Here is a 21,933-nt window from a genome sequence, read left to right on the forward strand (position 1 = left end):
GTCCTTGTCTTCAAACTGAACTTTTGATATAATTTTCTGTATTAGAAAACGATTTGGAGGTTTGAAGAGATGGAATACGGTCTGATTGCGTGCATTCCGATGATCGTCCTGATTGTCGGGGCGCTGGTAACAAAACGAATTGCGGAAATGATGGTACTCGCTTCCTTCATTGCCGCAATTTTGGTATATAAGGAACAATTTTTTACCGGCTATATCGAACTGATGTATGGTGTTCTGTCAACGCGTTCCTACCAGTTTGTACTGATCGTTTTGATGGGATTCGGCGGTATGATCAGGCTGCTGCAGCATTCCGGAGCCATCGTCGGTTTTGGAAATCTGCTGACTAAAGGCGCAAAAGGGCAAAAGCGAACCTTGATGACTGCCTGGATCATGTCCTTTTTGATTTTTGTCGACAACTATCTGAGCACACTGACCATCTCTTTTTCTATGAGAGAAGTGACCGATCGAAACAAAATTCCCAGGGAACATCTGGCTTTTCAGGTCAGCACCATGGCATGCTGCCTATGTGCGCTGATTCCTTTCTCCAGTTGGACGGCCTATACGGTAGGGCTGATTTCAGAGCATGGTCTGACCTTTGCTGATTACACAGCAGCGATTCCTTACATGTTCTATCCCCTCATCATCGTCATAACCTGTATTTTGCTCGATGCCGGCATGTTACCGAAGATTGGCGCTCTCAAAGAGTCCTATGACAGAGTGGCTGGCGCAGGTCCTGTGGTGATTACTGAAGAATCCGGAACATCCATGGTAGATATGGAAATGCCGGAGGAGGACAAGGAAACTTCGCCGCTGAATATCATCATTCCCATCGTCACCTTTATCGCGGTATCCCTATACTTTGACAATGACTTGACCTGCGGTATATTTGCGGCCATCGGGGTGCAGGCGGTCTTGTATCTGGCGCAGAAGATCATGACATTGACGGAATTTGTAAATCACATATTTGACGGCGCAAAATCCATGACAAACCTGGCCATCGTCATCTGTTTTGCCTACATGCTCAGTTCAGCCAACGAATCCCTGGGTTTTCTGGAATTCCTGATTGGCGGCATCAGCAGTATGGTATCTCCAAAACTGCTGCTGGCTTTGATTTTTCTCGTCGTGGGCTTTGCTGTCTTTGCCACAGCAGGATACTGGAGCATACAAGTTATCGCTATTCCGATCTTCATACCCCTGGCGCTTTCCATGGGCGTCAATCCTTCCCTGGCCATTGCAGCAGTGATGTCAGGCATCGTCTTTGGATGCAATATCTGCTTCTATGTGGATACGGTGTTCATGACCTCTGCAGGAACCGGCGTTTCCAATCTGCGGCAGATCAAAGTGACGGCGCCCTATGCCATTGCCGGGGCGGTCCTTACGGTAATCGGGTATCTTATCGTCGGAATTTTTGTAATATAACTAGTTAAAAACGAAAAGCAAGGAGAGATTATGGCACTCAAAGTCAGAGAGATTCCAGATTTAATGGATAAAAATAAAATTACGTTAGTTGCAGGCAGAAATGGTCTCGAAAGAGATATCTTTTCAGTGGGCATTGCCGATTATGAATTTTTAGATGGGTTTGACTACAGTGTTGAGGATGAGTTTGAGCCGGATTGTTTTGTCATATCCAGTCTGATTTTCGCACAGGGGCACCCGGAGAAAATCCTTTATGCATTGAAGATTCTTTTTCATAGCGGTGTATCAGGTCTTGCTTTTAAAGAGGCTCTTTTTCAGAAACTGCCGCCGGAAGCAATCTCTTTCGCGAATGCCAATGATTTTCCTATTTTTTCTTTTCGCAAAGACGTGCACTCTGAGGATTTTATTTTTCAGATTACAGAGGCTGTGCTGAAAGACGATCACCAATTGTTGTCTGAAGAGAATTTGGAGCTGATGATTCAAAAGAGACTTTCAAATTACGACTTACAGAAAATAACTCGTGGCATTTCACTCATTCTAAAGCGCTATGCGATGGCGGCATATATTACTTCTATGGATAGTATGAATATCGGCCGTATCCTGCGCAGTGTCTATATGAGTAAACAGATTCGATCAAAAGCGATAATGGCAAGATACGGAGATGGGATTTTTCTCATCGTAACCGGGCAGGCAAAGGATGAAAAACAGTTTGACATTTTGATGAAAAATGTTTTAGAAAGCTGTCCAATCGATGCAGACAAAATCAGTATTTATCAAAGCAGTATACATTCTGCCCATGAAGAACTTGATGATTGTATTCGTGAAAGTTATCATGCATATACCGCCAGTGCAGCTTCTGGGAAAAAGTTCGAGAGCTATAGCAAAATCGGCACGTACAGTTATTTGATCCCTCTTCTTGAAAGCACTGCGTTAGAAAGCTTTTCTAAGAGAATATCTGATGCAATTGCAGATAAAAAGGAGCTGCTTGAGACTGCAGAAGCTTTTATTCTGAAAGGGGGAGAAGTAGCCGCAGCCGCTGCGGAGTGCGGCTGCCATCTGAATACCATACGCTACCGTCTGGGCCGGATACGTGAGATTACAGGAATGGAAGAGATGACGGACTTTGAGTTCTACGAAGCCTTGTCGACCGCAATCAAGGTTCGCTGCCTGAAAGATTTGTAGGAAACACAAAAACTGATTTGTCTGCTTTGTGAATCGTATAAAAAAGACATTGAATATTCCGATTATAATATGGTTAAACAGTTATAAAGGAGGATATTCAAATGGATTATGGAATAATCAGTTTACTTCCGGCAGTCATAGCCATAGGTTTGGCGATTGCAACAAGGCAGGTTGTCATATCCCTGCTGACAGGCGTGTTTGTCGGCGCCCTGATTATCGACAATGGAAATGTTGTCAACGCATTTATGGATACTTTTGCAACCTATGTCACAGGTGCAATTACAGATGCCAGTCACGCTTCCATTTTGATCTTCACTTTGACCATTGCAGGCATGGTAGCGATTTTAAATCTGACTGGTGGAACCAGTGCCATTGCCGCTTCCCTGAGCAAAAGGGTAAAGTCTTCTCGTGGTGCACAGGTAATCACTTCGCTGATTGGCTGTCTTGTATTCTTTGACGACTATGCAAATATTCTTATCGTAGGTCCAACGATGCAGCCACTTTGTGACAGGCTGCACGTATCTAGGGAAAAGTTGACGTATATCGTACATACCACAGCCGGCATTGTAGCGGGTATTGCACTGATGACCACCTGGATTGGCTTTGAGATTGGCCTCGTAACGGATGCATTTAGCAATATGGGATATGAAAACGTCAATGGCTTTATGATGATTGTAAAAAACATCTCATATATGTTTTACAACATCATGGCCATCATCATTTCTTTTGCGGTGGCACTGATGATGCGTGACTTCGGCCCAATGTATAAGGCTGAACGAGCTGCAAGACTGGGGAAAAAACTGGAGCCAGGTGATTCATCAAAAAACGTTGCCGAGGATAACACTGTTGAGATTGGGGAAAATGGAAAAGTTTGGTATGCGCTAGTTCCAATTTTAACGATGGTGCTTACAATCTTCTTTGGCATTTGGTACAGTGGTGCAAAGAGCCTGGGCAGTGATGTCGATCCGTTTACACTGACTGGCTTCAGAGATTGTATCGGGGAAGCTGACCCGATGCCGCCAATTGTATGGGCAGCCATGTTGTCAACCCTGGTGGCTTCTGTAATTGCAAAAATATTTGTAAAAGTTCCTATTAAGAAAGTCTATAGCACATGGCTCAGTGGATTCTTTGGCTTATGTGAAGTGGGTATCGTCATTGTCATAGCCTGGTCTCTGGGAATGGTAATTACAGATCTGCACACTGCTGATTTCTTGGTAGGCATCGTGTCAGACGGTGTTGCTGTCGGCGTTCTGCCAGCATGTGTTTTCTTGATTTCCTGCATTATTTCCTTCTGTTCAGGAACATCCTGGGGAACGATGCCAATTGTATTCCCAATCGCCATTCCTTTGGTGGCTGCTTTTGTGGAGGATCCTGCCAACTCTCACCTTGTAATTGCAACGATTGCGGCAGTTCTATCGGGAAGCACCTTTGGCGATCAGACCTCACCGATTTCAGATTCTTCGATTTTGTCATCGGCAACTTCGGGATGTGATGTGATTTCTCATGTCAAAACACAGATTCCATATGCACTGGTTCCGGCCAGCATTGCATTCATTGGCTATCTGCTGATTGGATTTATGGACATCGGTGCTTTATTGCCTCTGATTGGCGGTGCGGCTGTCGTGCTTCTCATCGTGCGCTTTGTGGGAAAATCCACGGACCCTAAGGATCTTTTAGAAAGTGAACAGCGCTAGAAAGGATGGGTGCGGTGATGAATCAGTTCACATCTACGGATGTAGTAGATGCATATGCAAGAATTGCAAATCTAATTTATCAGACTCCACTGGAGGAAGCGCTCTATTTGGGTGATGGCAGCAGGAAGTATTATTTTAAGCTGGAATGTCAGCAGAAGAAGGTAAAGGCGTTCAAACTTCGCGGTGCGCTGAATAAAATGGCGACCTTGACAGATGAGGAGAAGAGTAAGGGCGTTGCGACGATTTCCTCTGGAAATCATGGAGCTGCAGTGAGTTATGGAGCAAGCCTCATGAATATTGAAAAAGCTGTTATCGTCGTTCCGGAAAATTGTCCGCAGTCAAAGGTGGATAAGATCAGAAGATATGGCGGGCAGGTTGTGAAGCTAGGCCGGAATTATGATGAAGCCCATCATCTGGGTCTGCAGTACATCGAAAATCAACAGATGACTTATGTCGATTCCTATGACAAGGATCCTTTGGTATATGCAGGGCAGGGCACAGTAGCTTTGGAAATACTGAAGCAAAATCGCGAAATTGACACCATTGTTGCCCCAGTAGGCGGTGGTTCCCTGATCACGGGTACGGCTGTGATTGCGAAGTCTATAAATCCGGATATTCGCATCATCGGCGTTCAGACTGAAGCCTGTCCTGCTATGATTCGCTCCATCGAGGACAAATGCTGTTATAGAGAATACCCGATGCTCGAAGAGTCGGTTTGTGACAGCCTGGTAGGCGGTGTGGGAGAACTTGCCTATGCCATGCTCCCTCAGCATTTGAGTGGTATGATTTCTGTTAGCGAAGAATCCATTCGCCGTGCTGCCAAATACATGATGTCAAGAGAAAAAATCATCGTTGAAGGAGGGAGCGCTACGGTGGCCGCTGCCGTGATGGAACATCCCGAAGAGGTGGGGGGCAAAAATGTAGCTCTCATCATGAGTGGCGGAAATATCGACGAAGACCTTATGATAAAGCTCCTTTGTGAAGCATAGACATCAATCGAACCTAAAGCGGGTGTTTGCTTAAAATAGTACGAGCTGCCAGTTCCGATGAATGCCATCGAAACCGGCAGCTCGTTTTGATTGATTATAGAAAGAATGCTTCCACTGCGTAGACAGCGATACAGGAGGATAGTGCCACCTTGAACAGGTTGCCGTCGATCCAGGCGACGATGATTGCAGTAACGAAGGCCACGGTTCCCGAAATCCAGCTGCTGGTAGCAGAGATGATTGCCGGAAAGGTCATGACCGAAAGGGTCACATAAGGTACATAATAGAGGAAAGAACGAATAAATCGATTCTTAATTTCTTTCTGTATCAGAGTGAGTGGCAGGGCGCGGATGGCGAAGATGGTCAGTGCCGCCACCAGCAAGTAGATATAGGTATTATTGCTCACCGCTGCACCTCCTCTTCGTCCTCAGCAAGCTTCTGCCCCAGTTCTTCGTGAGTCTCTGCCTCGTCCAGCTGTCTGTCGTCTACAGGGCGGACGATGGCAGCAATGGATGCGATGACGATGGTCAAAATGATGATCCTGGTGCTGGCTGCAAAATCTTTGATAAAAGGCATCGTGGAAAAACCCAGGCTGCCGATCATAGAAATCACCACCACTGCGGCGATGGTCTTGTCCTTCTTTGACGGAGGAATGACCACGGCCAGGAACATGCCGTAGAGCGCTACGCTGAGGGCGCTGGACAGGCTGCCCGGCAAGATGTTTCCGATGGCGGCGCCGAGCACCGTGCCAAGAATCCATCCCGGAGATGCGATGGTGGCCGCACCGAAATTATAGAATGGATTCAGGGGTTCTTTTTTGGAGACAGAGATACCGAAGATTTCGTCTGTGACAAAGTAGCCCAGGAGGAGCCGCTTTGGCAGAGAAGTGTCTCTGTCGATTTTCTGTGATAAGGAGCAGGCCATCAAAAAATAGCGCATATTGATGACAAGCTGTGTGATAATCATGGACAGATATCCCGATTGGCCTGCGATGACGGTAAGCACTGCAAATTCGCCGGCGGACGCGTGCATGGTTGCAGACATCAGTCCCGCTTGGAAAGCTGTCAGCCCCATGGCCTTGGCAGCGATGCCTAAGGTAAAGCCTACAGCAAAATACCCCAGGGAAATCGGGGTTCCATCTCTCAGTCCTTGTAAGTAGTTTTTCTTGTTTTGCATAATTAAAATCGCCTCTTTAGTTTTGTATGTCGTATACTATTGTAATATATCTTTTTGGCGTAGTAAACCGATAATTCACAGTATTTCTGTAAGATTTTTTGTGCAGGCGTCAGGCTCTAGCGGGATTTGCGGCTTTTTGCGAACTGGCTGCGGCTCTCATCGATTTGATAGCTGTAGGTTGCAGCCGGCCTGCCAAAAATGTCCGGGCAAGGTGTTTCCTTAAAAACAGCAATATCTTTTTCGATGTCCAGCATCATCTCCTCGTAGGCCTTTGCCGCGGCTTTGTTGTACTCATCTATGGGGTCAAGTCCGCCGAGGATGACCAGATGAATACTGTTTCTGATATTTTCCATTGTCTGGAGGTAGTCGCTCCAATGTTCATTGATACAATGAAGGGCAGCCGCCTGCGGCATTGACGGCTGGGCAAAGAGAAGGTTTTCACGGTATTCTGTAATCTGCTGTCGGTGCAGTTCCTGTACGTGAGAATATTTATCAAGCAGATACCGGTATTCTGCATTTTTCCCTTCCAATATACGTTGTGCATGGCGGGGATTCATGTTGTACAGCGGACTCAATTTTACATCTTCCAGACTGATGAAAAACTGGCTTATGCCTGGGTCACCCTGCCTGCCGCTGCGGCCGGCAAGCTGCTTGTCGATGCGGCGGCTTTCGTTGATTCCTAGCCCCATGACAGATAGGCCGCCGGCGGCTCGGGCTTTGTCATCTAATCTGATATCCACACCTCGTCCTGCCATGTTGGTAGAGACGGTGACTGCAAAGGCTCTGCCCGCATCTGCGATGATTGCCGCCTCTTGTTCATCGTTACAGGCGTTGAGCACCTGGCAGGGGATGTTCTTTTCTCTGAGAAGCAGCGAGAGCTTCTCTGATTCCTCCACGCTCTGTGTTCCGACCAAAACAGGCTGCCCTTTGCTGTGGCAGGTGGTGATTTGTCTCAGAATTGCCAGGTCCCTGGCGGCATCTGTATCAAAGATTTGATCCGGCAGATCCTTTCGAACGCAGGGCAGGTGGGGAGGGATGATTTCCACCTTTAATCCATAAGAGAGAGCAAGAGATTTTTCCGCATCTTCTGCTGTTCCAGTCATTCCACAGATTTTATCGTACTGCATGACAAAAAAACGCAGAGGCATGGAATTGCAGACGGTCGTAATCTGTCCCGGCTGTAAATGCTCCTTTAACTCTACAGCCAGGTGAAGCTGTGCCGGGAATCTCCGGTTTTTTGGTGTACGCCCTGTAGTCTGGTCAACGACGAAGATCTGTCTATCTTTGATAATATAATCGACGTTTTTCCTCAATCTGTAATGTGCTTCCAGCGCATCGTTTATGGCGGTAAGCAGCTCGATATTTTCTAAGGCATATAAGTTGTCAACCTGGAAGAAGGCTTCGGCTCTGTTGATACCGCTTTCTGTAAGGGAGAGTGCGGCAAAATCGAGGTTCTCTTCATCCAGATCTCTGACAAAGGAATCGGCCTGTACCGCAAACTGCTGCGAAGCAGTGCTGTCTGCGGCGATAACCAGAGGTATAGCCGCTTCATCGATCAAAATAGAGTCTGCTTCGTCGATAAGTACCATATCGAAGGGATTTCTCAAATAGTCACAGCGATCCATACAGAGAAAATTTCGAAGGTAGTCAAAGCCTGCTTGCTTTGCTGTGATATAGAGAATTTCGCTTTCGTATGCTTTTTTCTTATCTGATAAGCTGGACCTCTCGATAATACAGCTGCTGGTAAGACCGCAGCGGCAGAAAATCTCACAGCTTGTCTCGTAATCCCGTATTGCCAGATAATCGTTGACTGTAAAAATGTGCACATGGCGGCCCTGCAATGCCGACGCTGCGGCTACCAGTACGGCAGCCAGTGTTTTCCCTTCGCCGGTGGGCAGTTGGGCGATTTTACCGCTTTGCATAGCGTATGCGGCAACGATTTGGGAATCGAAGAGGGTGAAACCGGTCATTCTTTTGATAATCTCTATGATGAGACTGTAGAGCAGAGGTAAATCGGATGGTTCGGCTTGCCTGAGCCTGGCGGACAATTCGTGTACATCAAAAGTATCCCAAGAGTAGCTGTGTACCTTGGAAAGGAATTTTTTATATATTCTTTTCATTTTTTATTTCTCCTTTGTATTTGTCAGTTTACAAGGGAGAAATCATTCGATTTTACATACCGTTCGCAGGGAGAATAGGAAATTAGAATGAATTGCCGTTAGAATGGCAAAGAGAAAGAGCACAGTGATGAGGGCGGGAAGGAAAAAAACATAGGCAGGAAAAAGAAATGCAAACGCAAAAGCGACTGCAATCAGCAAATTGAAAATATGATGTAATCTCTTTCTGTTTTCCCTTTTCATCTCTTCACCAGCTTTAGAAATCTTTGCGTTCAGTATACCATAAAGTAAGCTGAACGCAAAGAGCTTTTACAGGTTAGTTTCATTTCGGTCTCCTTTTTCATCCAGGCGCTGGCGTATCTGCAGTTTTGCTCTGCAAGGTCGTGAAGGATCTGATGAATCTGCAGGGCAGTTTCTTTACTGACAAAGGCTGCTTCCAAACTTTCTGTGGTTGAGGCTGCTTCATCTGGTAATGCGCCTTTTCTCTTTTCTTTCTCTAAATACGTAAAGTAGCAATTTTTGGCAATCTGACAGAGCCAGACTGATAATTTACATTGCCCTTTAAAGGTATTTAGATTTTTCAGTGCTTTGAAAAATGTCTCCTGTGTAATCTCATCTGCAACGCACCCATCCCTAGAAAGTCCAAGTACATACCGATATACAGTATCAAAATAGTCGGTATATACTTTTTCGATGTCTGTCATTTATTTCACCTCTTTTCAATGATAAGACCGGGATCATGAGAATTCGTTACATATAAGTTTAACATATTTTAAAAAATGTGATACACTTATGGGAAGGAAGGTGATACTATGCTGAAATATTTTGATATGCTGAAAGAAGCAGGGTCTGTAAAAGCGGCTCAAATTGACACGTCAACCATTGTAACCGCACCGTGGACAATCTATAAATGTAGATATGGCTGCGATTTCTATGGAAAGAGTTATTGCTGTCCGCCTCACGTGCCGACATGGAAAGAAACGCAGGAAATCATTGACTGTTATCATTATGGGATTCTTTTTAATTTGAATGAGGACAGCTGCACAGGTGTCACACCCTTGGCCGTAGAAATAGCGAGAGAAGCTTTTCTTGACGGCTATTATAAAGCGATTGCTTTTGGCAGCGGTCCCTGCTGCATCTGCAGAGAGTGTGCGCTGGAAAACTGCAGATTCCCGAAAAAAACAGTACCGTCAATGGAAGGCTGCGGTATTGACGTATTCAAGACCGCGAGAAACAACGGATTCGAGATTCAGACCATCAGAGAGCGGGAAGAAGTACATAATTATTTTGGACTTGTTTTATTCGAATAATTAAAACAGTCTCATTGTATTTGTAACAATAAAGGTGTATCCTCACTACAGAAAGCGGAGGTGAGGAAATGGCAAATGAAGATAAAAAAGACTTTAACGCAATGCTGAAAAGAGATAACGGTATGCCGAAGATTCAAGTTGTAACAGACCCAAAGACTATAGAGAAATACGGCGGTGAAAAAATGTATTTTGCACCGCCCACGGATTATGACAAGATAATGAAGACAATTCCTTTTGGCAGAGTGGTGACAGTGGGAAAGATTAGGGAATACTTTGCAGCACATAATGACGCTGACTTTACCGATCCTATTACGGCGGGTATTTTCGTTTCAATTGCTGCTTGGGCCAGCTACCAGCGCAGAGAAGATGAAACACCTTATTGGCGGACGCTGAAGGCGCATGGAGAACTGAATCCGAAGTATCCCGGCGGCGTTGCTGCGCAGAAAGAGAAACTGGAAGCGGAGGGACATACCATTATACAAAGAGGGCGGAAGAACATCCGCTATTATGTCAAAGACTATGAGGCGGCACAAGTAGTTCTATAGCATTCATGTTATTATTTGACTAAAACGAACTAGTCCGAAATCGGACTAGTTCGTTTTTGCTTTATATATATGCAACTTATCGAGGCTGTAATAATTTCTTAATAAAATCATTAACAAATCTTAATCTTGGGTTAAGTGGCACTTAAGAAATGTGCGTTATGATATATCTATACTAAATCAAAAGGGGATAGGATTATGAATATTATAATTTTGACAGGACGTTTCGGTATGGGGCACATCAAGGCCGCTGAAGCAATTAGAGAAGAAATTTTAAGAGATAACGAAGCAAACAATGTAGAAATAATTGATTTTATGGATTATATGTTTCCAGCAATCAGCAAATATATTTATAAGGGATTTAATTTCCTGGTAAGCAGCTGTTCTGGCCTATATAATTCGCTGAACAAGGCTGCGGGCAATAACGGTACCGTCCCTCTAAAGGTTGCCGTTACGAGAAAGATTGACAGACTGATTTCGCAGCACGAGGCAGATGCCATCGTAGTAGCTTTCCCGGTTTGCTCCCAGTACATTTCAGCATATAAGAGAATGAGACGATGCAGTATCCCTCTTTACACATACGTGACAGACATTACTGCTCATGAAGAGTGGATCGCACCTGGAACTGACAAATATTTTGTAGGGGATACCGTAACAAAGAATGCTTTGATTTCAAAAGGGGTTTTGGAGGAGAAAATTATTGTTAGCGGTATTCCAGTCAGACAGTGCTTTTACACAGGCCATACGCAAAAGAAATCCTCTCAAAAAGAAATCCTGATTATGGGTGGAGGATTGGGACTCATTCCTTCATCCGGGGATTTCTTAAGATCCTTAAATGACAATCCTGATATCAAGGTCACTCTCATCGCGGGTAAAAACGAAAAATTGCTTACGTCTATCAGAGAAAAATATGACCATATCGAAGCGATTGGCTACACGGACCGAGTTGACTATTATATGAAAAAAGCGGATATTATTGTGACCAAAGCCGGAGGCATCACGACCTTTGAGGCTATCGCATCAAAGACGCCGCTTTACGTCATCAAGCCATTTCTGGAACAGGAATTCGGCAATGCAAAATACATTGAAGAACATAATATCGGCAGAGTTCTTTGGAACAAAGATAGTGATGAAATAGAGGACATTGTGAATCTAATTCATAACGACAAATTATTAGAGACTATGAAAGAAAATATGTCCAAACTCATTGAAGAATTTGAGCATAGCGACCTATACAAAGACACAAAGAAGGAGATGGAAAAATGCAGCTAAGTAAGACACAAAAGGGCATAATCGGCCTGCTTGCCGTTGCAGCGGCTGGATACAGCTATATTCCTTCAGTCTGCAGCAAAGCAAAATACTTTTCTTTGCCAGGGGAAAAAGATAAAACTTTATACCTGACCTTTGACGACGGTCCCAGTGCAACTCATACAGGAAAACTTTTAGATTTGTTGGCGGAGTATCATGTAAAGGCGACATTCTTTGTGGTTGCAGACTTTGCAAAGAAAAACCCGAAGCTCATTGAGCGGATGAAAGCGGAAGGCCACCTGATTGGACTCCATTCTCTCGAACACAAGAGCGCCATGTTGCAGACGCCGTTTTACACTGATTATGAATTTAAAGAAAGCATCAAAATCATGAAAGCGCTGGGCGTTGATGTAAAGTATTACAGACCCCCTTGGGGCCATGTGAATTTGTTTACACTGAGAAATCTAAAGAAGTACAATCTGAAAAAAGTCATCTGGCATGTGATGGCAGAGGACTGGGAAGAAGATACGACGGAAGAAGAAATACAATATAAGTTACTGAAGAGAGCTGGAAAGGGCGACGTCATCTGCCTTCACGATGGAAGAGGCAAAAAAGAGGAAGCGCCAGAGAAAATGATTGCGGCATTGGAAAAGACCATTCCGATCTGGCTGGAGGAAGGCTATCAGTTTAAGCTGATCGACGAAAAGGAAGAACATGAATCATAAAATATTACAGATTTTGAAAAACGGCGGTCTATTTGTACTGCTTTTGGGGCTGACTTTCTATATCATACTGAAGGACAACAGTCTCAGTCAGATTGCCAGCGCAGTTTCTGACGTGGAGCTGCCCTATATTTTTCTAGGAATTGGGGCAATGGCAATCTTCCTGTCCTGTGAAGCGCTGAATATCATGCGATGTCTGAAGCTCTTCGGTTATGAAGTCAGCCCGCTTTCTGCAATGAAATATGCAGCTGTCGGGTTCTTCTTCAGTTCCGTGACACCTTCTGCGTCCGGTGGACAACCTATGCAGGTGTACTATATGTATAAAGATCACATCGAGGTATCCCATTCCACTTTGGCACTGCTCTTTGAACTGCTCAGTTTCGAGACAGTAACCGTCACATTGTCGATCATCGGTTTTTTGTATCAAAGAAATACAATCTCGGCATCTATGGGGAATTTAAAATATCTGCTGCTCATTGGAGTAGGGCTGAATTTAATAGTAATGCTGCTTTTAATCATGGCTATTTTTTCGAGAAATGCCATCAAAAAAGCGGCAAAGGCAGTTACACGCCTCGTTGGCTTTTTCAGCAAAACCAAGGCAGATGTCTTGGAAGAACTGTTTACAGAACAGATTACAGAGTATCAGCAGAGTGCAAGATACTTTAAAGAGAATAAGATGATTTTTGCCAAGACGCTGACAACGACATTAGTTCAAATTATGGCTATGTACAGCGTTCCGTTTCTTGTCTATAAAGGATTTGGATTAGGAGATTTCAACGTTTTAGAAGTCATCGCCCTGCAGGCAGTTCTTTATGTAGCCGTATCAGCGCTTCCGCTTCCGGGAGCTCTTGGCGTCAGTGAAAGTGCATTCATGATTTTGTTCAGAACTATGTTTCCGGCTGGCATTTTATCCAGCGCTATGGTATTATCAAGAGGTATTAGTTTTTACCTGTTCGTGCTGGTCACAGGACTCTGTGTAGCAGGACTTGTTTTGATAAAAAAGAAAGGGGCCAGTTATGGCTTATACCATACTAATTGCTGAAGATGACAGAGATATCGTCAATTTGTTGAAATTATATTTAGAAAGTAACGGTTATCGAACCGTGACAGCAGAAAACGGCACAGATGCCTACAAACTGATATTAGAAGAGAAGATTGATTTAGCCGTGCTGGATATCATGATGCCAGAAATGGACGGCTATGAATTAGCAGTGAAAATACGGGAAAAGCACGATTTTCCCATTATTTTCTTATCCGCAAAAAATCAGGATAATGATAAAATATTAGGTCTGAACTTGGGCGCTGACGATTATATGACAAAACCTTTTAACCCGCTTGAAATAATAGCGAGGATTAACTCAAATCTGCGTCGTGCCTACGAACTCGGATATGAAGTCAAGGACGTGTCCTCTCAACTGCAGAATGGGGGATTGGTGTTGGATATGGATGCGATGACCGTAAAGCGGGATGGAGAAAGTATTTTTCTAACTCCTTCAGAATTTAAAATTCTCGCGCTCCTCATGAAAAATCCAGGGAAGGTATTTACAAAAGCGCAGATTTATCAATCCATCAATGGGGATTTCTATGAGTCAGATGAGAATTCCATCATCGTTCATATCTCAAAAATCCGGGACAAGCTGGGCGATAATTCAAAGAATCCGCAATACATAAAAAATATCAGAGGGCTGGGTTATAAAATTGAAAAGAAATAAGGACAAACGTATTAAAGGAAGATTTGTAACTATGATATTGGGCAAGTACGTGTTTTTTTCTATCGTACTTGTCATTCTTTTGTTTGTGCTGCTTTTCGCAGCAATCTGGAATGCAGGGAAGTATCAAAATGTTCCTCATATCAAAGAACTGTCAAAAAAGTTCAGTGAGACAAAGGTAGAAGAATACAATCAGATTGATGTGGAAAAGCTGTTAGGCGACAAGGGATATGTACAAATTCTCGATGACAAACATCACGTCATCTATTCTAACAGCAAAAAGCATGCGAAAGAAAAATACACCGATTACGAATTGAGTTACGTATCAGAGTACAACAACTTTGCCATGGTCACGATTGAAAAGTACAAAAACGATGATGGAACTACGGATCGGGTCGTTTCCAGTGTGATTTATACCGCTACTGGAAAGGAGGTTAAAAACGTCATGTACGTCGTTGACGAGGGACTCAACATTCTCTATTCCACGGAGCATCAGGACAAGAAGAAACTGACGCGCCGTGAATATGACTTGCTGACGAGAAACGCTACCTCGAAATATGTGCTGTCAAAATGCAATTTTAAAGATGACGAAGGAAATAAGCGAACCCTGCTGGCTTTCAGCCCCAAAACCATCGGCAACGATCTAAAGCGGATGAGACAAGCTTTCCTGGCTCTGATTATTGAATTCTTTGCAGTATATATTTTATTGCTGCTGCTATTCTCCCTGTGGGTCAGTGTCAGAGTAAAAAAACCGCTCAGACTGCTCAATCAAGCCATGCAGGATATTTCCTCGGGAAACAAAGGAACGATACTTGAATATAAGGGCCCGAAAGAATTTGTGGAAATCTGCGATAACTTTAACGAGATGTCAAAAGCCCTCGACTTGGCAGAGCATGAAAATCTGAGGCTGCAGGAAGAAAAGCAGAAGATGATTGCAGACATTTCTCACGATTTGAAGACGCCGATTACCGTAATCAAAGGGTATGCCGGCGCAATCTGTGACGGTGTTACGACGCCGGAAGAGCAGAAAAAATATTTAGAAACGATCTATCTGAGATCAGAAGAACTGACGGAACTGATTAATGAATTCCACGAGTATGCAAAGATTGATCATCCGGATAACACCTTTCATTTTGAACAAGTGGATTTGTGCGAGTTTACGAGAGAATACTTTGCGGAAAAATACAATGAGTTTGACCTCGGCGGATATGCGCTGGAAATTGAGATTCCAGAGAAAAAAATTATGGTAAACCTGGATCAGAAGAAGTTTAAACGCGTTTATGATAACATCACTGGCAATTTCTTCAAATACAGTCCTCCTGGCGCCACCTTCTTTTGCTCTATAATCAGTCAAGATCATCAGGCAAGAATCATTTTAGCCGACAACGGCAACGGGATTCCTTTGGCGATCAAAGATTCCGTGTTTGAACCTTTTGTAGTAGGGGAAAAGGCCAGAAATCAAAATGGATCGGGATTGGGACTGCCACTAGCAAAGAAAATCGTTGAGGCGCATAACGGTTCGATAGAATTGTCAAAACTGCCGAAACAGGGACAGGGTACAGAATTTGTCGTTCAATTAAATACGATATAAAAACGTCCTATACAATAAAAAAGGCTCTCGCGTAAAGGCACAGTCCCATAGGGACAAAATAAGAAACGCAAATTGAATATGGTAAAATGAGCGATTGCTAAATATGCAGTTGCTCATTTTTTATTTATCGCAATTTATCAAATAAACATCTTGTATTTTTCTATATTTTGAAATATAATAGAATATCTATAAATTGGAGGTGCATCGTTTGATTGAATATTTAACTGTAAAAGAAGCTGGTGAGCGTTGGAATGTTTCCGGCAGAATGGTCACTATTTACTGTAATAATGGAAAAATTGACGGTGCAATTAAAAAAGGAAACCTTTGGTTAGTCCCAATAAATGCAGAAAAACCACTTGATGGGAGAACCATAAAGGCGAAGAAAGCGAGGAGTAATAATGAACAAAAAAATGATGTCTGAGCAAGACATACGAACAAAATATATTACTCCGGCTATTCTTGCTGCTGGCTGGGATAGGGATTTGCAACTACGTGAAGAAGTGTCATTTACTAAGGGTAAAATAACAGTTCGCAGGAAAACCGTTAAGCGTGGAGAACAAAAGAGAGCTGACTATATCCTTTACTATAAACCCAATATACCTCTTGCTATTGTTGAAGCTAAGGACAATAATCATAATATTGCTGATGGTATGGAGCAAGCTTTAAACTATGCAGAAATTTTGGACATACCATTTGTATTTACTTCAAACGGAGATGGTTTCTGTTTTTATGATAAGACATTTAAAGATACAAATATCCAAGCTGAGCTTACTTTAGAACAGTTTCCTTCACCGGATACACTTTGGAATAAATATAAGCAGTATAAAGGCATAACAGAAACATCTGAAAAGATAGTAGAACAGGATTATTATTTTAATCCAAATGATGATAGAAAGCCTCGTTATTACCAATGTAATGCAATAAATCGTGCTATAGAATCTATTGCAAATGGACAAAATAGAATTCTTCTAACCATGGCAACTGGTACAGGCAAAACATATACAGCTTTTCAAATAATATATCGTTTATGGAAATCAAGAACAAAGAAAAGAATACTGTTTTTGGCAGATAGGAATGTGCTTGTTGATGACCCAATGCGTAAAGATTTTAAATTCTTTAATGCTGACAGTAACAACCGCAAAATGATTAAAATCAAAAGCAAAACAGTAGATAAAGCCTACGAAGTTTATTTTGCCATCTATCAAGGTGTAACAGGTCAAGAGGGTTTTGCAGATACTTATATGGAATTTTCACCCGACTTTTTTGATTTAATCATAGTGGATGAGTGTCATAGAGGTAGTGCAAAAGATGATTCTGCATGGCGTAAAATCCTTGAATATTTCAAAAACGCTACTCAAATTGGTATGACAGCAACACCAAAAGAAACCAAACAAACTTCAAATATTGAGTATTTTGGTGAGCCTATCTTTACATACTCATTAAAACAAGGTATAGAAGACGGCTTCCTTGCCCCTTATAAAGTTGTGCGTGTGGGTATAGATAAAGACCTTGAAGGCTATCGCCCCACCAAGGGTAAAAAAGATAAATATGGCAACGAAATTGAGGATAGAGAATATAACATCAAAGACTATGATAAAAACTTAGTGCTTGAAAAACGAACTGAGCTTGTAGCAAAACGTGTATCAGACTTTTTAAAGAAGAACAATTCTCGATTTGCAAAAACCATTTTTTTTTGTGTCGATATTGACCACGCAGGCAGAATGGCACAAGCTCTTAGAAACGAAAACAAGGATTTAGTATTACAAAACTCTAAATATGTTGTTCAAATGACAAGCGGCAGTGAGGGTGTTGCTGAATTGGAAAACTTTATGACAGCAGATGAACCATACCCTGTTCTTGTAACAACCAGCAAGCTATTAACAACCGGTGTTGATGCCGATACTGTTAAATTCATTGTGTTAGATAGCAACATTAACAGCATGACAGAGTTTAAACAAATCATTGGTAGAGGAACTCGCATCAACGAAGAACACGACAAGCTGTATTTCACAATCATTGATTTTAGGAATGTTACAAAGCTCTTTGCAGATAAAGATTTTGATGGTGAACCTGTAAAGGTAAAGGAAACCGAGGGAGATATTCCAACAGAAGACACCGAAGACCCTGTTACCGAGGATGGACAAGATTTCCCTCCTGAAGATGAACAAGAAATTCCGCCGGACGTAACTTTTGACACCGATGATGGTGAAAGTAAACGAGTGAAATACTATGTGAACGATGTACCCGTGTCGGTTATCAATGAGCGTGTGCAGTATTTAGATGCAAGCGGAAAGCTAATCACAGAAAGTCTTGTGGACTATACAAAGAAAAATATTCGTAGCGAATACGCAAGCCTTAACGAGTTTTTGCAGTGCTGGAACAATGCTGAAAAGAAAACTGCAATTATTGAGGAATTAGAACAAAAGGGCATTTTCTTTGATGAACTCAAAGAGGAGGTTTCGAAAGATTTAGACCCATTCGACCTTATTTGTCATGTTGTCTTTGATATGCCACCGTTGACTCGCAGAGAACGAGCAAACAACGTGAAAAAGCGTGGTTACTTTGGCAAGTATAGCGAAACAGCAAGACAAGTGTTAGAAACATTGCTTGAAAAATATGCTGACGAGGGTTTAGCAAATTTAGAAAGTTTAGAAGTCTTAAAAGTGCCAGATGTTGCAAAATTCGGTACACCGGTTGAGATTTTAAAGCACTTTGGAGATAAGAAAAAATTTATGGAAGCTATTGCAGAACTGGAAAATGAACTGTATGTAGCGTAGGAGAATAGAAAATGAGTATATCAGCTACAATCAAATCAGTGCAGGACATTATGCGTCAAGATGCCGGAGTAGACGGCGATGCACAAAGAATATCACAACTTGTATGGATGTTGTTTTTAAAAGTGTTCGACTCTAAAGAAAAAGAGTGGGATGCCATTTCCGACAACTACACATATATTATTCCCGATGGTCTGCGGTGGTCTGATTGGGCTGAAAACGATGAGGGTATTACAGGGGACGAGCTTTTAGATTTTGTGAACAACAATCTTTTTAAAACATTTAAAGATTTACAGCTTACAGAAAAAAGTGACCCTAAAACCCAGCTTGTAAAATCCTTGTTTGAAGATAGCTACAACTATATGAAATCTGGCACACTCATGCGGAGCGTCATCAACAAACTAAATGAGATTGATTTTGACAAAGCATCTGATCGCCATTTATTTAATGATATTTACGAAAATATCCTAAAGGATTTGCAAAGCGCAGGTAACTCGGGAGAATACTATACCCCAAGAGCAGTTACTCAATTTATGGTGGATATGGTAAACCCACAGCTTGGAGAACAAGTGCTTGACTTTGCTTGTGGAACTGGTGGGTTTCTTGTGTGTGCCTTGGAACACTTACGTAAGCAGGTAAAGAATATTGATGATGAAGCAAAGCTACAAAATGCAATATTAGGTGTAGAGAAAAAGCCTTTACCCCATATGCTTTGCACCACTAATATGATTTTGCACAACATAGACAACCCGCAAATAAAGCATGACAACTCTCTAAGCTACCCAGTAAAAGACATTAAAGCAAAAGATAAAGTGGACATTATCTTAACTAACCCTCCTTTTGGTGGGATTGAAGAAGATGGTGTACAGGACAACTTCCCCACTAATTATAAAACCAAGGAAACAGCAGACTTATTTCTTGTTCTGCTGATGTATAAGTTAAACCAAACAGGCAGAGCAGCTATTGTTTTACCTGATGGGTTTTTATTTGGCGAAGGTGTTAAAACGACCATTAAAGAAAAACTTTTAAGTGAATTTAATCTACACACCATTGTAAGGCTTCCAAACGGCGTATTTGCACCATATACAGGCATTAACACAAACCTGTTGTTTTTAGAACGTGGCAAAACAGAGCATATCTGGTTTTATGAGCATCAACTGCCACAAGGTTATAAAAATTACACCAAAACAAAACCTATAAAGATAGATGAGTTTGGAGCTGAAAAAGCATGGTGGTGTGCCGAGGATAAAAGCAAAAGAGAAGAAACCGATTGTGCATGGAAAGTAAGCATTGAAGATATTAAGGCAAGAAATTATAATCTTGATTTCAAAAATCCGAATAAAGAGAATGAGGATGAAATTTTAGATATTTCTGAAGTGATTGGCAAATTAAACATCTCATTTGACAATGCTAAAAATATTATGCTTAAGATTGATGAGGTGTTAAACAATGATTAAAATAGGAGATTTGTTTGACATTGAGAAAGGTTCTGTTCAAAGCTCGAAGTGCGTTGAGGGTGAATATAATTTTATTACAGCAAGCGAAAAATGGAAAACACATAATGAATACACACATGAATGTGAGGCTTTAATTTTTGCAATGAGTGCATCAGGCTCTCTTGGAAGAACACATTATGTTAACGGAAAATTCGTCACAAGTGACCTATGCTTTATATTAACACCTAAAAATAAATATAAAGACAAATTAAACCTTAGATTTTATTATTATTACTTCAACACATTTAGAGAGAAAATAGTTTCTGCCACAGCAACAGGAACATCAAAACTTGCTATAAACAGAAAAATTTTGTCAAATCATAAAATTCACTATATAGATATTGACAGGCAAATAGCTTTAATCGGAAAAATAGAAGCTATGCAAGAAGTGTCAAAGAGCATTATTGAAGAGATAGCTGTTCAAGAAAAATATGTTTCCTCTCTCCGTCAAGCAATTTTACAACAAGCAGTTGAGGGCAAGCTATGTGAGCAAGACCCAACTGATGAGCCAGCAAGTGTGCTTTTGGAGAAAATAAATGCAGAAAAAGAAAAGTTGATTGCCGAAAAGAAAATTAAAAAGCAAAAAGAACTACCACCAATCACAGAGGAAGAAAAACCTTTTGTTCTGCCATATGGGTGGGAATGGTGTAAATTGGGAACCTTATTGAGCGATTTAAAATATGGTACTTCTTCACCTTGTGACTACAATTCTACAAATACACCTGTACTACGCATACCTAACATTGACACGACGAGTAATAGTTTAGATCTCGGCGATCTTAAATACGGCAAGTTAAAGGAAAGTGAAGTGTTAGAATATCAACTTAAAAATGGCGATATATTGATTATTAGATCTAACGGTAGTGCATCTTTGGTTGGCAGAGCAGCACTGGTAAATAATATTAAGCACCAATTATGTTATGCGGGGTACTTAATTCGAATCCGGACATTTGAAAGAGTGATTGATGCTCGTTTTTTAATCAATGTGTTAAACTGTAGGTTTTTAAGATCATCAATTGAAATACCAATTAGAACAACTACTGGAGTAAAAAACATTAACTCGTCTGAAGTATCAAACCTACTCATCCCCCTCCCTCCACTTGCCGAGCAACAACGCATTGTAGAAAAGGTGGACAAGCTTATGGCTTTGTGTGATGAACTTGAACAAGAAGTAACCAGTGCAAAAAAATATGCCTCCCAGCTTATGGAGGCGGTGCTACAAGAGGCATTTAGTAATGAGCAGGCAGAAACAAAGGATAATGTTATTGTATTCTCTCCTCAGCCACAGCAAGCTAATACCCATAAACCACTACTGGCTGCTGCCGCCCGTGGTAAAATGAGCGAAGCTACATGGCAAAGAATTGCAGATGAAGCTATGAAGCTTGCAAGCGAGGAAAGCTGATGGACTGGAAAAGACGTAATCAAATAGCGAAATTCGTCGATGGAATTTTAGAATGTAATGTCTTAAATCGACCACCTGTAGAATTGTTTGATGATATAATGAAACAGCGTGGCATAAAATTTAAAGAGCTTAATGAAGATGATGAAGAATTTTGCGGTGTTTATATAGTGCTTGAAAATACGAAAATCATTTTTGTAAATTCAAATCTATACACACCACGTAAAAACTTTACGATTGCCCATGAGTTAGGACACCACTTTTTAGCACACTCATTGCATGATGGGGCAATTATTTGCAATAAAGATGTGCTTTTTGGCAATAATAAACCCGAACCGGAAAAAGAAGCAGACCATTTTGCCGCCTGCTTCCTAATGCCACCAAAGCTTATGAAACAAAAGAAAGCTGAGTTTGAAAAGAATTACTCTCAGCAAATGAACTTATTTAACAGCACAGATAAACAGGCAAAAAAAGATGAATTAATAAAATACTTATGTGACTTTTTCAAGGTGTCTAAAGAATCAATGAGCATACGCTTGGAAGAGTTGAAAATAATATGAACGGAGGGATA

At 41.8% G+C, this 21,933-nt stretch carries 20 protein-coding genes; 16 read left to right on the forward strand and 4 right to left on the reverse strand.

Features of this window, described 5'->3' with window-relative positions; all coding sequences use genetic code 11:
• Positions 1-69 precede the first annotated feature (69 nt).
• The 4 genes from BN6539_RS18350 (at position 70) to BN6539_RS18365 (ending at position 5,281) form a co-directional block, all read left to right on the forward strand.
• Entirely contained in the window at positions 70-1,419 is a 1,350-nt protein-coding gene (locus BN6539_RS18350) for a Na+/H+ antiporter NhaC family protein (protein WP_067541679.1), read from the forward strand.
• A gap of 30 nt (positions 1,420-1,449) precedes the next feature.
• On the forward strand, positions 1,450-2,598 hold the full coding sequence (locus tag BN6539_RS18355) for a PucR family transcriptional regulator (RefSeq protein WP_067541681.1): 1,149 nt from the start codon (positions 1,450-1,452) through the stop codon (positions 2,596-2,598).
• 101 nt (positions 2,599-2,699) lie between these two features.
• Positions 2,700-4,292, forward strand: a complete 1,593-nt coding sequence (locus tag BN6539_RS18360; RefSeq protein ID WP_082907608.1) for a Na+/H+ antiporter NhaC family protein — start codon at positions 2,700-2,702, stop codon at positions 4,290-4,292.
• Between the two features lie 17 nt (positions 4,293-4,309).
• Positions 4,310-5,281: a threonine ammonia-lyase gene (locus tag BN6539_RS18365; protein WP_148484507.1), complete on the forward strand. Its 972-nt coding sequence runs from the start codon at positions 4,310-4,312 to the stop codon at positions 5,279-5,281.
• 94 nt (positions 5,282-5,375) lie between these two features.
• On the opposite strand, the gene BN6539_RS18370 is transcribed toward BN6539_RS18365, so the two are convergent.
• From BN6539_RS18370 to BN6539_RS18390, 4 genes are all read right to left on the reverse strand, one after another.
• On the reverse strand, positions 5,376-5,684 hold the full coding sequence (locus tag BN6539_RS18370) for an AzlD domain-containing protein (RefSeq protein WP_067541684.1): 309 nt from the start codon (positions 5,682-5,684) through the stop codon (positions 5,376-5,378).
• A complete protein-coding gene (locus tag BN6539_RS18375; protein WP_067541686.1) occupies positions 5,681-6,454 on the reverse strand; it encodes an AzlC family ABC transporter permease in 774 nt (257 codons plus the stop codon). The genes BN6539_RS18370 and BN6539_RS18375 overlap by 4 nt, the downstream gene beginning before the upstream one ends.
• Before the next feature lie 116 nt (positions 6,455-6,570).
• Positions 6,571-8,574, reverse strand: a complete 2,004-nt coding sequence (locus tag BN6539_RS18380; protein ID WP_067541688.1) for a preprotein translocase subunit SecA — start codon at positions 8,572-8,574, stop codon at positions 6,571-6,573.
• A 269-nt stretch (positions 8,575-8,843) separates the two neighbouring features.
• Positions 8,844-9,275: an RNA polymerase sigma factor gene (locus BN6539_RS18390; RefSeq protein ID WP_067541692.1), complete on the reverse strand. Its 432-nt coding sequence runs from the start codon at positions 9,273-9,275 to the stop codon at positions 8,844-8,846.
• A 108-nt stretch (positions 9,276-9,383) separates the two neighbouring features.
• Between BN6539_RS18390 and BN6539_RS18395 the strand changes: the two genes are divergently transcribed.
• From BN6539_RS18395 to BN6539_RS18450, 12 genes are all read left to right on the forward strand, one after another.
• Positions 9,384-9,881: a DUF2284 domain-containing protein gene (locus tag BN6539_RS18395; protein ID WP_067541694.1), complete on the forward strand. Its 498-nt coding sequence runs from the start codon at positions 9,384-9,386 to the stop codon at positions 9,879-9,881.
• A gap of 68 nt (positions 9,882-9,949) precedes the next feature.
• Positions 9,950-10,426 carry an MGMT family protein gene (locus BN6539_RS18400; protein ID WP_067541696.1) on the forward strand — a complete coding sequence of 159 codons (477 nt, stop codon included), beginning with the start codon at positions 9,950-9,952 and terminating at the stop codon, positions 10,424-10,426.
• 195 nt (positions 10,427-10,621) lie between these two features.
• Entirely contained in the window at positions 10,622-11,695 is a 1,074-nt protein-coding gene (locus tag BN6539_RS18405; RefSeq protein WP_067541698.1) for an MGDG synthase family glycosyltransferase, read from the forward strand.
• Entirely contained in the window at positions 11,686-12,396 is a 711-nt protein-coding gene (locus BN6539_RS18410) for a polysaccharide deacetylase family protein (RefSeq protein ID WP_067541700.1), read from the forward strand. Before BN6539_RS18405 ends, BN6539_RS18410 begins: the two co-directional genes overlap by 10 nt.
• Positions 12,386-13,435: a lysylphosphatidylglycerol synthase transmembrane domain-containing protein gene (locus BN6539_RS18415; RefSeq protein ID WP_067541702.1), complete on the forward strand. Its 1,050-nt coding sequence runs from the start codon at positions 12,386-12,388 to the stop codon at positions 13,433-13,435. Before BN6539_RS18410 ends, BN6539_RS18415 begins: the two co-directional genes overlap by 11 nt.
• A complete protein-coding gene (locus BN6539_RS18420; protein ID WP_067541704.1) occupies positions 13,410-14,105 on the forward strand; it encodes a response regulator transcription factor in 696 nt (231 codons plus the stop codon). Before BN6539_RS18415 ends, BN6539_RS18420 begins: the two co-directional genes overlap by 26 nt.
• Positions 14,106-14,136: 31 nt before the next feature.
• A complete protein-coding gene (locus tag BN6539_RS18425; protein ID WP_067541706.1) occupies positions 14,137-15,693 on the forward strand; it encodes a sensor histidine kinase in 1,557 nt (518 codons plus the stop codon).
• A gap of 208 nt (positions 15,694-15,901) precedes the next feature.
• Entirely contained in the window at positions 15,902-16,114 is a 213-nt protein-coding gene (locus BN6539_RS18430; RefSeq protein WP_330385106.1) for a DNA-binding protein, read from the forward strand.
• Positions 16,092-18,470, forward strand: a complete 2,379-nt coding sequence (gene hsdR, locus BN6539_RS18435) for an EcoAI/FtnUII family type I restriction enzme subunit R (protein WP_067541708.1) — start codon at positions 16,092-16,094, stop codon at positions 18,468-18,470. Before BN6539_RS18430 ends, hsdR begins: the two co-directional genes overlap by 23 nt.
• Positions 18,471-18,481: 11 nt before the next feature.
• Positions 18,482-19,924 (forward strand): class I SAM-dependent DNA methyltransferase, encoded by a 1,443-nt coding sequence (locus tag BN6539_RS18440; protein WP_067541710.1) that lies wholly within the window; start codon positions 18,482-18,484, stop codon positions 19,922-19,924.
• On the forward strand, positions 19,917-21,365 hold the full coding sequence (locus BN6539_RS18445; RefSeq protein ID WP_067541712.1) for a restriction endonuclease subunit S: 1,449 nt from the start codon (positions 19,917-19,919) through the stop codon (positions 21,363-21,365). The genes BN6539_RS18440 and BN6539_RS18445 overlap by 8 nt, the downstream gene beginning before the upstream one ends.
• Complete coding sequence (locus BN6539_RS18450) at positions 21,365-21,922, forward strand: ImmA/IrrE family metallo-endopeptidase (protein WP_067541714.1); 558 nt, start codon at positions 21,365-21,367, stop codon at positions 21,920-21,922. The genes BN6539_RS18445 and BN6539_RS18450 overlap by 1 nt, the downstream gene beginning before the upstream one ends.
• Positions 21,923-21,933 lie beyond the last annotated feature (11 nt).

Origin of the sequence: Emergencia timonensis, from assembly GCF_900086585.1 — a bacterium.
In the GTDB taxonomy this organism is placed as follows: Bacteria; Bacillota; Clostridia; order Peptostreptococcales; family Anaerovoracaceae; genus Senimuribacter; species Senimuribacter timonensis.